This is a genomic window from Paraburkholderia sp. 32 (genome assembly GCF_050435345.1).
Taxonomy (GTDB): Bacteria; Pseudomonadota; Gammaproteobacteria; order Burkholderiales; family Burkholderiaceae; genus Paraburkholderia; species Paraburkholderia tuberum.
The window spans coordinates 1,695,114-1,709,276 of record NZ_JBNDKD010000001.1 but is presented as its reverse complement, the minus strand read 5'-3'; the positions used below and the strand labels follow the sequence as shown (position 1 = coordinate 1,709,276).

The window sequence follows — 14,163 nt, the reverse complement described above, 5'->3', positions numbered from 1 at the left end:
CCTAAATCGCACTCGAAAAGGATCGATCACGCTTTAATCCAGTTGATCTCACCAAGAAAATCCATCTTTCCGATGTCTACGCCGTTGTGCCGAAGAATCACATACGCCGCCATGACGTGAAAGTAGACATTCGGGATCGTAATCTGTTGCAGATAGTAGTCCCCTGCCAGCACCATCTCCGGCGTCGCCGACCAGGATACTCGTACTCTCTGGTCTCCTGCCTTGGCGTACTGATCTGCCGTGACGCTCTCCACGAACTCGACGGTTTTGCGAATACGTGCACGCACCTCATCGATCGTTCGCTCGTTGTCTTCATGGCGCGGCGGCTTCTGTCCAGACAACCACCCAGCTCCCGCCTTCAAATAGTCACAGGCGCTTTGCACCTGGTAGACAAAGGGAGTCATATCAGGAGCCAGACGGCTTCCCATCAAAATTTCAACATCAAACTTCTTCTCACGCGCGTAGATCTCCGCCTTGTCAAGATATGTCTCGATAGACTTCACTGCCCGCGTGCATTCTGCGATCGCCAGTGCATACATCGATTTCTCCAGGCTTAACTTCCTCAAACAGGCAACGACAATCCCATCAATCAGACTACATCATGGAAGGCAATACGGAGAGCATGTCTTCTACCCGCTTGGAGACGATTGATATAGCAAAAATCTTTGTCCCACCGGCTCTCATAACTTGTGCCTTCGTTACTTCGATGTGGCACATCTTCGTCCGCTGTTTCTTTACCGAACTCACAGCAACTGCTGCTCAAGCAGGCTCGCAACTTCCGCTGGGGAAACCGCGCGACTAATGAGAAATCCCTGAATCTCATCACATCCAAGCCGTTCCAACATATGCATTTGAGTTTTCGTCTCGACACCCTCTGCAGTCACCAAGAGGTTCAGGTTCTGGCTTAGCTGGATAATCGTCTTCACTATCGCCTCAACATTACCGTTTTCTTCCAAGTCGCGAACGAAAGACCGCTCAATCTTTAGACGGTCTACGGGCAACCAGCGCAAGTAACTTAGGCTCGAGTAACCTGTCCCGAAATCATCCAGCGACAGTTTCACACCTGCATCGCTAAGTCTGTGTAACGTCAAAACTGTGGCATCTTCCTCACCCAGCAGGATGCCTTCGGTGAGCTCGAGTTCGATATCTGATGGATTGAGTCCATTTCGCGAGATCGCGTCCACGACTATCTCCACAAAATTCTTCTGGGCAAGCTGCACGGGTGACAGATTGATCGCCATCGTTTTGAGATGCAGACCGTCACGCCTCCACTCAGCGAGTTGCTTGCAGGCAGTGTTCAGAACCCAGTCACCGATAGGCACTATCAGGCCGCTTCGCTCTGCTACCTGAATGAAGCCCCCCGGCGCTATCAATCCCTGCTCTGGGTGCTGCCACCTGATCAATGCTTCGACACCTGTTATCTTGTCGAGCCGAAGATCGTATTTTGGCTGATAGTGTAGAACGAATTCCTGCTTCTCTATCGCCTCGTTCAACTGTCCACGAAAGCGTCTTCGCAACGTTGGGTCCGTGGAATTGCTTGTCCGATATTCACTTCCGCGAGCATCTTCGGCGCGCCGCTGCGCTGCGGATGTCGTTTGAGCTAGCTTTGATATAGCTGCACTGCTAGCGTGGTATCCGGCTACTCCAACATCGGCAGTTGCTTCAGTGAGATCACCACTCGCGGCAAACACTCGCTGCAATCCCGATGACTCTTGCGTTGCACTTGCAACGGACGACATTTCATCGGTTCGGTTGAAATGCAATCGGCTGCCTTGCTGCGTATCTGCGCTCGCAGCTTCTACTGCCCCTATTGCCGGTTGACCTACGGATAACCTCAGCATGACGCATGTGTCCATTGCTGTGCCCACCATGGATTGCTGGCCCACACTTCGGCTCGCGACACACATGCGCAGACAATTCCTCGACGAAATGTAGTGCACTGACCCGATGCTGGGTTTTTCTGGAGTATAGCCGAAATCCTGATCGCCAATATTACCTACGATGCTTCGAAAGTTTTTTGGTTTTCTCGTCAGGCACCTTTCTTGCTCACATCTTTTCAGCTTGAAGTCCCACCAATCAGGCCACCTCCAAAAGCCCCCTCGGTCGCCATTTTTGAGAATTCCATGCTACTTCCAGATCATGCTATGCAAGCGTCGTTAGACAAGGCATCGCGCACGCCATAGCGGCAAGCGTCAGCATTTCATAGGTCCCTCGACTTTTCAGCCCTCGCTGACCATCGAGACACCGATCGATGGAACATCTCGGAGCGAGTGAAACAGCAGGATCTCGTCAACTGGCTAAGTGGCAATCGACCAAAGAAGATCCTGCGTGTTATGTCGAAGTATCCGGCAATCAATCCGGTCACGGGCGCGTTGCTAATTATGCAGATACACAGAATATGTCTTGTGTTTTTTATCGATCGTTGACATCGTGTCTCTTTATCCTTGGTTGGCACGAGCCTCGGGCTGGGAACAAGGATCAGCAGGCGCTCCAAGGACAAGCATGCAAAGTTGTTGTGTGAGCGCGCTTGCGAGATGAATCCCGTACGGCACGATCTGAACGAAGTGTCGTTCAAGGTAACAGGAGAGACGCAACCTGCCAGGCTGCGAGTTTCATCCGCTTACCTGACGGCGGGGTGCGGCTGACCGTGGCATTCCCATACGAAGACCCAAGTCAGATGGGCGGAACATGCCGCGCGTCGCAAGCGCACAAGTTGAGGTGGCGCTGACGTCCTAACCCAGAGGAGAGCGATTCCAATACAATATCTATACTAATCGGAGATAGGGGGATGAGTTGGATAGACTGGAAGCTATGGAGATGCTGCTGAGCGCAGTGGATAAGGGAAGTCTCTCGGCGGCTGCCCGTGAGCTGAAGATTCCAGTTAGCACTCTCACTCGCAAAGTCACCGAACTCGAGGACATGCTCGGCACTCGTCTGCTGGTGCGCACAACTCGAAAGCTGACTCTGACCGACGTTGGTGTGGCGTACATCGCGGCCGCACGGCGCATTCTGGACCTGGTACGGGAGCAGGAACGCGAGGCAGCCGGCGAATTCACAACCGCTCGAGGAGAGCTAGTCATCACTGCACCGGTACAGCTCGGACGACTTCACGTACTGCCGGTTATCAACCAGTTCCTGTCGCAGTATCCCGATATCACCGTTCGTCTGCTGCTCTCGGATCGCAATATAGATCTAGTCGACTCACACGCAGACCTCGCCGTGAGAATTGGCGAACTTCCTGATAGCAGTATGATTGCAACGCGAATTGGCTCGTTGCGGCCAATCGTCTGCGCCAGCCCAGAGCTTCTTGAAAAGCATGGAACGCCCCATGAACCCGAAGAACTCAAGGCGTATCCTTGCGTTGTTTTTAATAGCCCCTATCTTTCACCATGGCGTTTCCGTCTCCCCGCGACTGGGAAGGTAGCCACCCTCGAGGTGGCACCGAGGCTTGAAGTCACCGCACCCGACGCTGCGGTGACCGCTGCTGTCGATGGCGCAGGTGTAACCCTGGTTTTTGAGCACGATGCCGACGAGTCGCTAAGGCACAACAAGCTTCGGGTGCTCCTTTCGAAATTCGAAGTAGAGCCTGTACCGATCCATCTCGTCCATGTTTCCAGAAGTCTTATGCCGGTTAAGCTTCGGCATTTCATCGACTTCTCCGCACCCAAGCTTAGAGAGTCGCTGTCCAAGTTCGGCAAGCAGAAGAACTAGTCGATTTTACCGCGCCCCTCCAACTACCTCTTGAACAGATGGTCGACGCGAGCACTCTCAACGTTCAGCATCGCTACCCAGTACACGCTGATTGCGACTCTCTATAGTTTTGCTCGTTGTCTCCGTCGCGCCAGGTCCGGGGGCGTATCGTATTTCCTGGAACGTCAGACCGCCCCCATTTGGCCCGCGAATCACCATTGGCTCTATTGGCTGACCGCTCACGTCCTCTACCAAACTGATTGGTGCCTCACCGTTCGTCGCAAGCCATCTGTCCCCCCATTGCATAAGCGCCACCAACGTGGGGCATAGATCGGTTCCCTTCGCAGTAAGCCGATATCCAAACGTATTGGCTCGCTTTGCCAGAGGGTAGCGTTCAATGATTTCCAGCTCAATCAAACGCTCCAGCCGAGCGGTGAGGATGTTCCGCGCGATTCCGAGCTGACGCTGAAACTCGTCGAACCGCGTCGTTCCTTGAGTGCATTCCCGGACAATCAGCAACGTCCACCACTCGCCCACCTCGTCGAGGGCGCGAGCAATCGAGCAATTCATGTCATCGAAGCGTTTTCTGTACATGGCTCGCATCTTATACCCAGTTTCATCACACAACTTCCCCAGTTTCCGGCGAAGAGTTTCCCGGTTTTGATAGTGGCATCACGCAACTGATCTCAAGTATAGTGAACTCACCTTAACTAAATGTGCCTACAAAGAGATGAACATGAGTCGCCACCCGATGCTGATGTCGAAGGTATCCGCCCAGGACGTCGATGGTCCTGCGTTTCCTAGTTTGCTGGCTCGGGCCAAACAGTCGATTCGTGTATGGGTCAGTTTTACAGGCTATTTGTTGACAGTATTTGCGCTCACCTATGCTTTGATGGGCTTAGCGATGGCAGTGGTCGCGTGCGTCGAGATCATGAAACAAGACCACGTTCGTAAAATTGTCGCGTCTCTCGTTGCAAAATTACTATGACTAAAAGCGCGAGCTTTTAGCGAAAAATCCACTGAAACAGATCTGCAAAGCAATACCTTCGTCCAATTGTAGTCGTCAGCGTCGTGTGGCGTAATTGATGGCATCCATAGGTTCGCTTCAGAGAAGCGTTCGGAGGGTGTCGACCGTTTTCGTTTTCAATTAAGCAGCAAGACGTGTAACCAACCTCGAACGCAACGAGTATTCCAGCTCGGTGAGTTCGATTTTTTAAATGTTCGGCTAACTGACATCCACGATCTTTATCTATTTATTCAGTACATTTGATAGGAACTGAAAATAAGATTTCTTCCCATTGATGCCTTGTTGATTTTGAGGAACTTCAAAATGTTCATATTTAACCATCGTAACCCCGAGATGAAGCTCGACAAGCACCATAGAGCATCGGTGCGGACCGACAACCGAAACGAATTTCTCGCGGAGAGTGGTAGCTGCATCCTGAAAGCTAACAAGGCAGCAAAGTTTAGTGTCGTTGGTCATGAGAATCTGGTCACTCGTGAGACATTCATGGGTTCTGGTGACGATTATTCAGAGCGTCACAAGAAATATCAAAATGGGAAAACCGCCAATACATCGCCGCAGAAAGGTGCATCGGCACGCACAAATGAGTGATCGGCCAGCTGAGGACGCGGCGTATCGAGAAAGTTATGCGGCTGTTTAGCGTCGTCAATCAACTCAAGACTTGCGAGATTTCGAATCGTTTCAAAGGTCACGGCGCCACAGCTACAGCCTGATTTCATTTCAGAAATGTAGCTCTCAGATCAGGAAAGGGCGACGGTGATCTGGCTGCAAGATTCGGCTGTTTGGAAGCGCTCCACGACAAAGATGTGATCGTGCAACAACAAGTTATCAATAACCACCGTATGAAGCAGCGGGACTCGGCATGTCACCCCGACCCTTATTTGGCTTTTTCATTTACTGAGGATTACCATGAATGATCGTTTGGACCAAATCGCGGCGGATGTCCCTCTTCCCATAGGCTCTCCCAATCCCGTCCGCAAGCGTTGGGCAGGAAAGGCCATCGCACTAGCAGTCGTTGTCGCCGTGGCGGCAACGGCGTATTACATGCATAAATCGGGCTCCACACCAGTCGCGGCTCCTCCCCCACCCTCTGTCGCAATCAGCGTGCCACTGCAACACAGTATTGAAAGTAGGCTTGGCTTCCTTGGACAGTTCTCGGCAGTCGAGAAGGTCGACATCCGCGCTCAGGTTGGTGGCACGCTCACGCAGATTCGCTTTAAGGATGGCGATGTAGTCCATAAAGGCGATCTTCTGTTCGAGATCGACCCGGAGCCCTATCAAATCAAGCTGAGCGAAGCAAACGCAGAGCTTGCATCTGCGAAAGCCCGACTCAATCTCGCGACGCGTGAACTTGCCCGCGCGCAAGAGTTGCAGCGCGCTGAGGCTGGCACTGTGGAGAACGTCGACCAAAAGGTCGCCGAACAACGCGCAGCAGAGGCAGCAGTTGACAACGCCACTGCGCTAATTCGCGATGCAAGATTCGACCTCGAACGGTGCCAAATCTACGCGCCGTTCACGGGCCGCATGGGCACTCACCTTGTGTCGGTCGGCAATCTTATCTCGGGAAGCCGCGCCGCCAGCAGCCCGACGACGCTACTCGCGACGATCGTTTCGCTCGATCCGATCTATTTGAATTTCGACATTAGCGAAAACGACTATGCGACGTTCCAACAAACTCGCGAACAACAGAAGGGCCCCCTTGCGGATTTGGTGAACCTTTCTCCGACTGGAGCCACCGGCTTTACCCGACAAGGGACGCTCAACTTTATCGACAACACGCTGGACCGTTCAAGCGGAACCATTCACGCACGAGCCACAGTGCCCAACGGCGATCTGTCATTGACGCCAGGAGGCTTCGCACGCGTTCGGTTGGCCGTTTCCGCACCGCAAACCGCGCTACTCGTTCCCGATGCTGCAGTTCTCGCAGATCAGACAGATCACATGGTCTATGTGGTCAACTCCGATAACGTCGCGAACGCCAGGAAGGTCGATATTGGCGATCTCCGTGGTGGCCTTAGGGTTATTCGTTCAGGTCTCGCACCGACGGACAAGGTCATTATCGACGGAATCCCGACAGTTCGTCCGGACTCGAAGGTTTCCCCACATTCGGGAGCGATCCAGTATCAGTCTGATGAAGGCGACGCTGGAGCGAAATCATGAAAATGGCCCACTTCTTCATTGAGCATCCGCGCTTCGCGGCGGTGCTCAACATTTTCGTGGTTCTTATCGGCCTAGCGACAATGACGTCCCTACCGATCGCCCAGTATCCGAATATCGTTCCTACGACCATTCAAATAAGCACCTCATACCCGGGTGCATCTGCCGACACAATCGCGCGCACAGTTGCAACGCCTATTGAGCAGTCTATCAATGGCGTTGAGAACATGGACTACATTTCGAGCCAATCGACCGGCAACGGCCAGTTGACGATCACTGTCATCTTCAAGGTCGGCACAAACGCGGACACTGCCCTCCTGCTCACCCGTAGCCGCGTGGAGGATACTCTATCGCGGTTGCCAACAGACGTTCAGTTGCAAGGGGTCCAGGTCAAGAAGACAATCCAAGCCCTTGTCCTCGGGGTGCATGTCTACTCGCCTGACGGTTCCCGCAGTCCTGAGTATATGTCCAACTACATGCTCAAGATTCGCGATCAGATCGCGCGTCTGCCAGGCGTGGCCGACTTCCAGCTGTTCGGTGAGCGCCAGTACGCAATGCGAATCTGGATTGACCCGGACAAAGCTGCTTCGTACAACATCAGCGCCAGCGCAATTCTTGCCGCACTTCGCGCTCAGAACGCTCCCCTGTCGGCCGGCGTGCTCAATCAGCCGCCTATCTCGAGTAAGGGTACAGGCGCATACCAGATCAACATCGATGCGCTTGGACGTCTCAACACGCCCGAGCAATTTGGTGACGTCATCGTTAAGTCTGATTCGCAGGGCCGTGTCACTCGAATCCGAGACATCGGTCGTGTGGAACTTGGCTCGGTGGACTACGGCACCAAGGCCTATGCTGATCGCTATGCGTCGACTCCATGGTTCGTGGTTGCAACGCCCGATGCGAACGTGGTGCAAGTCGAGAATTCCGTCTGGGCCAAAATGGCCGAATTGAAGAAGAGCTTCCCTCCCGGCATCGATTACATCAAGATCTATGACCCGACTACGTTTGTCAGTCAATCGATCCACGAAGTGATCAAGACTATCGCGATCGCGGTTTTGCTAGTAGTCGGCGTGGTGTATCTGTTCCTTCAGAACTGGCGTGCCACAATCATCCCGGTTGTCGCAATCCCGGTCTCTTTGATCGGCACGTTCACCATCCTGTCGTTGTTTGGAGCTTCGATCAATAACTTGTCATTGTTCGGACTAGTCCTAGCGGTCGGGATTGTCGTAGACGACGCCATCGTCGTTGTAGAAAATGTCGAGCGGAACATGGCACTTGGCATGTCTCCACGCGAGGCCGCTCATCAAACGATGAACGAAGTTTCGACGGCAATCATCGCCATCGCGCTTACGCTGTGTGCGGTGTTTGGTCCGACCGCGCTTATGTCTGGCATCGCGGGTCTGTTCTTCAAGCAGTTTGCGATCACGATTGCCGCGTCCACGGTCATCTCGTGCTTTGTCTCGCTGACGCTAAGCCCGGCTCTGTGTGCAGCACTTCTTAAGCCGCATGAGATGGAGAAGTCTCATGGAGGATCGACAGCGCTTGGGCGCCTTCATCATGCTATTTTTGGTCGATTCAATACGTCATTCGAGTGGTTGTCTTCGAAATATGGAAAGCTCACCGGTCGCTTCGTCCGCGCAACGACAGTCATGCTGATCGTCTATGCCGGCCTGATCGCTGCGACTGGCTTCCAAATGTCGAGGATGCCGACGGGGTTCATTCCTGATCAGGACATCGGGTACCAGGCAATTATCGCCTTTCTTCCGCCTGGGTCCAGCCTCGAACGAACCGACAAGGTCATTCGGGAAATCAACGACATCGTCCTCACGACTCCCGGCTTGGTTGGCGTTACACACACATCACCAGTATCTGGCTTTGACGTAACTACCGGTACAACTGCACCAAACGTGGGGACGCTTTTCTATGGGCTGCCTTCGCTGTATGGAAAACACGTTCCAGGAGTCAATGCAGCGTCGATGCTCGTGACCTTGCGAAAGCGCGTATCTGTTATCAAGGATGCAGTGGTTGTCGTCGTGAATCCACCGCCTGTGCAAGGTCTCGGTTCAGCTGGTGGTTTTAAGTTGATGCTCGAAGACCGTGGTGGTCTTGGCCCTCAGGCACTAGCGAACGCAACCAATGCGCTTGTCGCTGCGGCAAACAAGGATAAGGTTTTCGGCGGCGTGTTCACACTCTATAACGCAGGAGCACCGTCCGTCTACACAGATATCGATCGCCTTAAAGCAGAGAAGGTTGGTCTTACTCCGACCGACGTGTTCTCTACTATGAATCTCTACCTTGGCTCGCAATACGTGAATGACTTCAACTTCTTGGGCCGCACATATCAAGTGCGAGTGCAGGGCGACGAGGCATTCCGTCAGACGCCGGAGGATATCGGGCGACTCAAGGTGCGCAACGCTACGGGAGACATGGTACCAATTAGCAGCGTGGCAACGTTCAAGAACGTCACCGAACCGTATCGTGTGCCGCGCTACAACTTGTACCCTGCAGCAGAGATCATGGGTGCAGCTGGCGCGGGGTATTCGTCCGGCGACGCGATTGATCACATGGAAAAGCTTGCAGAACAAGTCCTCCCCAACGGTATCTCGTACGAATGGACGGACTTGGCTCACCAGCAGAAAGAGCAAACCATGTCTCCGCTTGTGATTTTCGCGGCTTCGGCATTGTTCGTGTTCCTCGTGCTTGCAGCACAGTATGAAAGCTGGAAGACTCCTCTGGCGATCGTGCTGATCGTCCCGATGTGTCTGCTTGCTGCAGCGATCGGCTTGGACATACGCGGCATGCCAATCGATATTCTTGCGCAAATTGGATTCGTGGTGCTCGTTGGGCTAGCTGCGAAAAACGCGATTCTTATTGTGGAATTTGCGAAGCAACGTCAGGAGGAGGACGGTGTGAGCGCGGAGGACGCAGCAGTGCATGCCGCCCACGTCCGTCTGCGCCCGATCCTGATGACTTCACTCGCCTTCATTGCAGGTGTTGCACCGCTCGCCATAGCCAGCGGCGCGGGGTCGGAAATGCGGCAATCACTAGGAACCACGGTCTTCTTTGGCATGCTCGGTGTGACTATCTTTGGTCTCGCGTTCACGCCGGCGTTCTACGCGTTTGTTCGTAAGCTCGGTATCAAGGACATGTCGCCTCTGCCCCGGAAACTCAGCAGCGGAGATGTAAAATGAGCCACTTCATATCCAGGACGTCAAAGGCGATCATCGGCAGTCTAATCGTGGGAGCCGCGCTAGCTGGTTGTGCGGTTGGTCCTAACTACGTCGCTCCCAAGACGTCGATGGTGCCGTTCCACAATGCCGAAGCGGTCGCGAACCGACAGACCACCTTGGCAGCGCCAAAACTGGACAGCTGGTGGACCGGGTTCAATGACCCGGAATTGGCAAAGGTGGTTCAGCGGGCGCTTGACCAGAACCTCAGTCTCCAGGCCGCTATCGCACGCGTGAGTCAAGCGCGGGCGGCGGCCCAGGCGGCTGGTGCAGCGCTCTTGCCGACGGTTGACGCAGGCGCATCCGCGACGGCGTTACACCAGAGCACGAATAGTCCGCTCGGAACTTTGGCAAGCGCCTTCCCGAACTACAGCCGGGACCAGAAGGAGTACGTCGTCGGGGCAACCGCGAGTTGGGAAATTGATCTGGCTGGCGGCCTCCGGCGTGCCCATGCTGCGGCAACCGACGAGGAACAAGCCGCAGAGGCACAACAACTCGGAACACGTGTGACCGTTGCAGCGGATGCTGCGGACGCTTACCTGCAGATCAGAGGTCTACAGGCGAGACTTGCAGTTACGCAAGACCAGATCGACACGGACGCGCACCTTCTAGAACTCGTCAAGGCACGCAAGCAGGCAGGCGCAGCCGACGAACGTGAGGTCGCACAAGCCGAGGCGTTGCTGCGCCAAGCGCGTGGAGTCATGCCACTGCTTCGCGTTGGTCTCGAGGCGCAGTTGAACCGACTTGACGTATTGATGGGGGCGCAGCCCGGTACGTACGCAGTCGAGCTGGGAACAAATGCCGCGATCATTCCCGATATACCGGCCATCGGCACGGGCGACCAGCCTGTGGACGTTCTGCGGCGGCGGCCAGACATCATCGCGGCGGAACGCCACTTAGCGGCATCAAATGAGCAGATTGGGGTCGCAATCGCTGATTACTATCCCAAGATCTCATTGTCCGGCGCGCTGGGCTTTGACAGCATATCGGCCAACAAGCTGTTCACTGCAAAGTCGTTCCAACCGGTGGGCACCGGTGCGATCCAATGGCGACTATTCGACTTTGGTAAGGTGGACGCAGAGGTCAAGCAGGCACGCGGTGGCTACGCCGAAGCACTCGCTCAGTACAAGGAAGCAGCACTCAACGCGACGGAAGACGTTGAAGATGCGTTTATGTCACTTTCGCAAACGGAAATTCGCGCCCAGGAGCTACAGGAGGAGGTCACCTCATTGACGAGGGCACGGGACCTGTCGGAGAAGGCATATCGAGCTGGCTCGATCACGCTGACCGATGTGCTCGACGCCGACAGGCAGCTTCTCGTAGCGCGCGACGATCTCGACGCAACGAGGGCGGACGCGGCGCGAGCAGCCGTCAGGACGTTCCGCGCACTTGGTGGCGGGTGGGATGCACCACAGCAGCAGGTCGCCCAGACGGAGTGAGTCCCGAAACCGCCCGCCGTTAGGCTTCATGTAGCGGCGGGTCATCGCAACGCTCGGCCTCCAACAATCCTTTCAGCGGGCCCCACGGAGTGCAATCTCGAAAATTTCATCTGGAGTACACGCATAATCTAGTGATTTCCCTGATTCGGAGAGATTTTTCCGTCAGGTTTGAGCACCTTTGACTCAAGGCTGTTAATCTGAAAGTCCACACAGTCATAGCGGAGATGAAAATGCGCAGGAACAGCGAGCTTCTCAAATCGATACTTGTTTTTATGGAGAGCCATAAGAACCCAACGCAATGTTGTAAGGACATTGAAAATGGTGTGGCGCAAGCTGAGGGACATAGCTGGCAGGAAGTTAGGCTCCACCTCGCCTTGCTGAAAGACATGGGGTTGGTTACGGAATGCACAACGGCCGCAGAGTACCGCTTGACGAGCGCAGGATACGACGTAGTAGAAAGTGAAGATCCCATCGCGCAGATGAAGGCCTGGGCGAAGCTAGCTAGCGGTCCGAACACACCGTTGGCGTCGTCGTTCTCCGGTTCACGCCATCCGTTGCCACCAGCTTTGCGCAGCCAGCACTTAAGCTGATACGCCTCATGCAGTCTATTCTTGAAGCTTTCTTAGAACGTCGGTCGCGGAAAGAAGACGCAACCGACGTTTTGCTACTGAAGCCGGTAGTCGACTCCGGGCAGCCCGGGCGACGACGGTAATCAGCACGCGGTCATATTGTGCACAGTCCCATCATGTGTTTTGGTGCATCAGGTTAATTGTGCAACATCACAATCAATATCATTAAAGTACCCGTTGTCGTACACGGGCGCAACGTTGCTCCGTTGCGAGAGTCCGCGTCAGAAGCAACACTCCCACCTTCGGCGAGCATTGGGTTGAGTTCAGAGACTCTCCCATCGCCCTTTCTCACTAGATACTTCGACTCACCGTCGCGGGAATCCTCCATTTGAGCAAACCACAGCTCAATTCCCCAACTTTCGGCGAACAGATTCCCAGTTCCGTCCAGTAGTGCAAAAGTGCTAGCTTCTTTATAGTTTTGTCACGCAACTAGCGTTCATCTAAAGGAACTGATATGGATCGCCGTCTCTTGACACTGGCGTTAGGTATGTTCGCGCTGGGCACTGACAGCTTCGTTTTCGCCGGCATCCTGCCGGAAATTTCACATTCGTTTCATACGAGCATCGGGGCAGCTGGTCAGCTAATCACCGCCTATGCTTTGACCTACGCCCTGCTGGGCCCAACGATCGCCGCGCTCGCGGCAGAAGTGTCCCGCAAACGCCTGCTCCTCACTGGCATCGGACTCTTCGTCGTTGCCAATCTTGCGACGATTGTCGCACCGACGCTCGGTATCGCGATCGTGACTCGCATCCTGGCTGGCGTCGGCGCAGCAGCATTTTCGCCAACAGCCAGCGGCACGGGCGCAATGCTTGTCGCACCCGAACGTCGCGGATACGCTCTGTCCATTATCGTGGCAGGGCTGACTACGGCCACCGCGCTCGGTTCTCCTATGGGCGCCATCATTGGAGGTCTAGCAAGCTGGCACTGGACGATGGTCTTTGTAGCAGCGCTAGGCAGTGCTGCTTTCATCGGAATCTGGATGTTCATGCCAGACGTTGCACCGCCGCCGGCTATCTCGCTATCCAAGCGCCTTGCACCACTCGCCGACGCACGTGTTGGACTGACGTTAGCCACCACAGTGCTAGCTCAGATTGGTACCTTCATCATCTTCTGTTACTTCTCGGTCGTTTTTGAACATGCTACGCATAACAACCCGACTGTAATGGGCGGACTGCTTGTGCTTTGGGGCCTGGCTGGGACCGTCTCGAATCTGATGACTGGTCGCGTGCTAGACAAGATCGGTTCCCGTAGGGTTGTCGTCGGGATGCTCATCGCAGTAGCGGCCACTATCCTCACAATGCCGTTGACCAGCGGGCACCTCTGGAGCGCGGCGATTGTGGTCACCATTTGGGGAGCCTGTTGCTGGGGCGTACTTGTACCGCAGCAGTACCGCCTCGCTAGCCTGAATCCTCCGATGACCGCTGTACTTGTTGGCCTGAACACGTCGGCGACATATGTTGGCGTGTCAATTGCGGGTGCCGTCGGTGCAGCAATGATCCCAGTCATCGGGAGCCATAACTTGGGCTATCTGGCCAGCGCCTTGGTCGTCGTCGCACTCGGCATCTCAGAGCTAGCCAGCCATCGGATTAACGCTGTCGCAAAAGCCACGGCCGTTAAGAGCGCTGTCGCGGCATAAGTAGCACCTCGTGCCCAAGACACTCGTTAACTTAAGACGTGTTGGGAGGCTGGACTGCAGCCTTAACCTTGCTGAAACATCGTTCGCCTTACAGCCAATAGTGGTGACTGAAACGACGTAATGCGGCCGGAACATGAGGAATTGATACCTTAGTCTAATTGTTAAATGTGATGTGACGTGGCGTAATTGCCGGTATCTCCTTATGCGTCGGCAGCCATAGATTGGCTTCTAGCCTCGGCGCAATGATTTCCACTATCACCACATTTGAACTCGTTACATGCCGTGCAGGAATCAGCTACGGGTTCACGACGCAACAAGCATAGCAGCGACGTAATCCTCTCAATTTCGACGCAGGGAGAAA

At 54.6% G+C, this 14,163-nt stretch carries 11 protein-coding genes; 8 read left to right on the top strand and 3 right to left on the bottom strand.

Annotation, left to right across the window (positions count from 1 at the left end):
- Window positions 1-26 precede the first annotated feature (26 nt).
- Window positions 27-539, bottom strand: coding sequence for a DUF1993 domain-containing protein (locus OKW26_RS08075; protein ID WP_429353217.1), 513 nt, complete (start codon window positions 537-539; stop codon window positions 27-29).
- Between the two features lie 204 nt (window positions 540-743).
- A complete protein-coding gene (locus tag OKW26_RS08070; RefSeq protein ID WP_429353216.1) occupies window positions 744-1,841 on the bottom strand; it encodes a putative bifunctional diguanylate cyclase/phosphodiesterase in 1,098 nt (365 codons plus the stop codon).
- 970 nt (window positions 1,842-2,811) lie between these two features.
- Between OKW26_RS08070 and OKW26_RS08065 the strand changes: the two genes are divergently transcribed.
- Window positions 2,812-3,711 (top strand): LysR family transcriptional regulator, encoded by a 900-nt coding sequence (locus OKW26_RS08065; RefSeq protein ID WP_429353215.1) that lies wholly within the window; start codon window positions 2,812-2,814, stop codon window positions 3,709-3,711.
- A 57-nt stretch (window positions 3,712-3,768) separates the two neighbouring features.
- Here the strand turns inward: OKW26_RS08065 and OKW26_RS08060 are convergent, their stop codons facing one another.
- Window positions 3,769-4,284: a winged helix-turn-helix transcriptional regulator gene (locus OKW26_RS08060; protein ID WP_429353214.1), complete on the bottom strand. Its 516-nt coding sequence runs from the start codon at window positions 4,282-4,284 to the stop codon at window positions 3,769-3,771.
- Window positions 4,285-4,426: 142 nt separating this feature from the next.
- On the opposite strand from OKW26_RS08060, the gene OKW26_RS08055 reads away from it, so the two are divergent.
- The 7 genes from OKW26_RS08055 (at window position 4,427) to OKW26_RS08025 (ending at window position 13,802) form a co-directional block, all read left to right on the top strand.
- Complete coding sequence (locus OKW26_RS08055) at window positions 4,427-4,678, top strand: hypothetical protein (protein WP_429353213.1); 252 nt, start codon at window positions 4,427-4,429, stop codon at window positions 4,676-4,678.
- A gap of 342 nt (window positions 4,679-5,020) precedes the next feature.
- On the top strand, window positions 5,021-5,305 hold the full coding sequence (locus tag OKW26_RS08050) for a hypothetical protein (protein WP_429353212.1): 285 nt from the start codon (window positions 5,021-5,023) through the stop codon (window positions 5,303-5,305).
- Window positions 5,306-5,623: 318 nt separating this feature from the next.
- Entirely contained in the window at window positions 5,624-6,874 is a 1,251-nt protein-coding gene (locus OKW26_RS08045) for an efflux RND transporter periplasmic adaptor subunit (protein ID WP_429353211.1), read from the top strand.
- Complete coding sequence (locus tag OKW26_RS08040; RefSeq protein ID WP_429353210.1) at window positions 6,871-10,062, top strand: efflux RND transporter permease subunit; 3,192 nt, start codon at window positions 6,871-6,873, stop codon at window positions 10,060-10,062. The genes OKW26_RS08045 and OKW26_RS08040 overlap by 4 nt, the downstream gene beginning before the upstream one ends.
- Entirely contained in the window at window positions 10,059-11,537 is a 1,479-nt protein-coding gene (locus OKW26_RS08035) for an efflux transporter outer membrane subunit (protein ID WP_429353209.1), read from the top strand. Before OKW26_RS08040 ends, OKW26_RS08035 begins: the two co-directional genes overlap by 4 nt.
- A gap of 230 nt (window positions 11,538-11,767) precedes the next feature.
- A complete protein-coding gene (locus OKW26_RS08030; protein WP_429353208.1) occupies window positions 11,768-12,127 on the top strand; it encodes a hypothetical protein in 360 nt (119 codons plus the stop codon).
- 493 nt (window positions 12,128-12,620) lie between these two features.
- The gene (locus OKW26_RS08025; protein WP_429353207.1) at window positions 12,621-13,802 is read left to right on the top strand and encodes an MFS transporter; all 1,182 of its coding nucleotides are present in this window, start codon (window positions 12,621-12,623) and stop codon (window positions 13,800-13,802) included.
- The last annotated feature ends 361 nt before the right edge of the window (window positions 13,803-14,163 follow it).

What these genes read in the sequence shown, in the direction of transcription:
- OKW26_RS08055 (WP_429353213.1), top strand. Translation starts at nt 4,427, where the DNA reads ATGAGTCGCCACCCGATGCTGATGTCGAAGGTATCCGCCCAGGACGTC.
- OKW26_RS08030 (WP_429353208.1), top strand. Translation starts at nt 11,768, where the DNA reads ATGCGCAGGAACAGCGAGCTTCTCAAATCGATACTTGTTTTTATGGAG.
- OKW26_RS08025 (WP_429353207.1), top strand. Translation starts at nt 12,621, where the DNA reads ATGGATCGCCGTCTCTTGACACTGGCGTTAGGTATGTTCGCGCTGGGC.
- OKW26_RS08040 (WP_429353210.1), top strand. Translation starts at nt 6,871, where the DNA reads ATGAAAATGGCCCACTTCTTCATTGAGCATCCGCGCTTCGCGGCGGTG.
- OKW26_RS08050 (WP_429353212.1), top strand. Translation starts at nt 5,021, where the DNA reads ATGTTCATATTTAACCATCGTAACCCCGAGATGAAGCTCGACAAGCAC.
- OKW26_RS08045 (WP_429353211.1), top strand. Translation starts at nt 5,624, where the DNA reads ATGAATGATCGTTTGGACCAAATCGCGGCGGATGTCCCTCTTCCCATA.
- OKW26_RS08075 (WP_429353217.1), bottom strand. Translation starts at nt 539, where the DNA reads ATGTATGCACTGGCGATCGCAGAATGCACGCGGGCAGTGAAGTCTATC.
- OKW26_RS08035 (WP_429353209.1), top strand. Translation starts at nt 10,059, where the DNA reads ATGAGCCACTTCATATCCAGGACGTCAAAGGCGATCATCGGCAGTCTA.
- OKW26_RS08060 (WP_429353214.1), bottom strand. Translation starts at nt 4,284, where the DNA reads ATGTACAGAAAACGCTTCGATGACATGAATTGCTCGATTGCTCGCGCC.
- OKW26_RS08070 (WP_429353216.1), bottom strand. Translation starts at nt 1,841, where the DNA reads ATGCTGAGGTTATCCGTAGGTCAACCGGCAATAGGGGCAGTAGAAGCT.
- OKW26_RS08065 (WP_429353215.1), top strand. Translation starts at nt 2,812, where the DNA reads ATGGAGATGCTGCTGAGCGCAGTGGATAAGGGAAGTCTCTCGGCGGCT.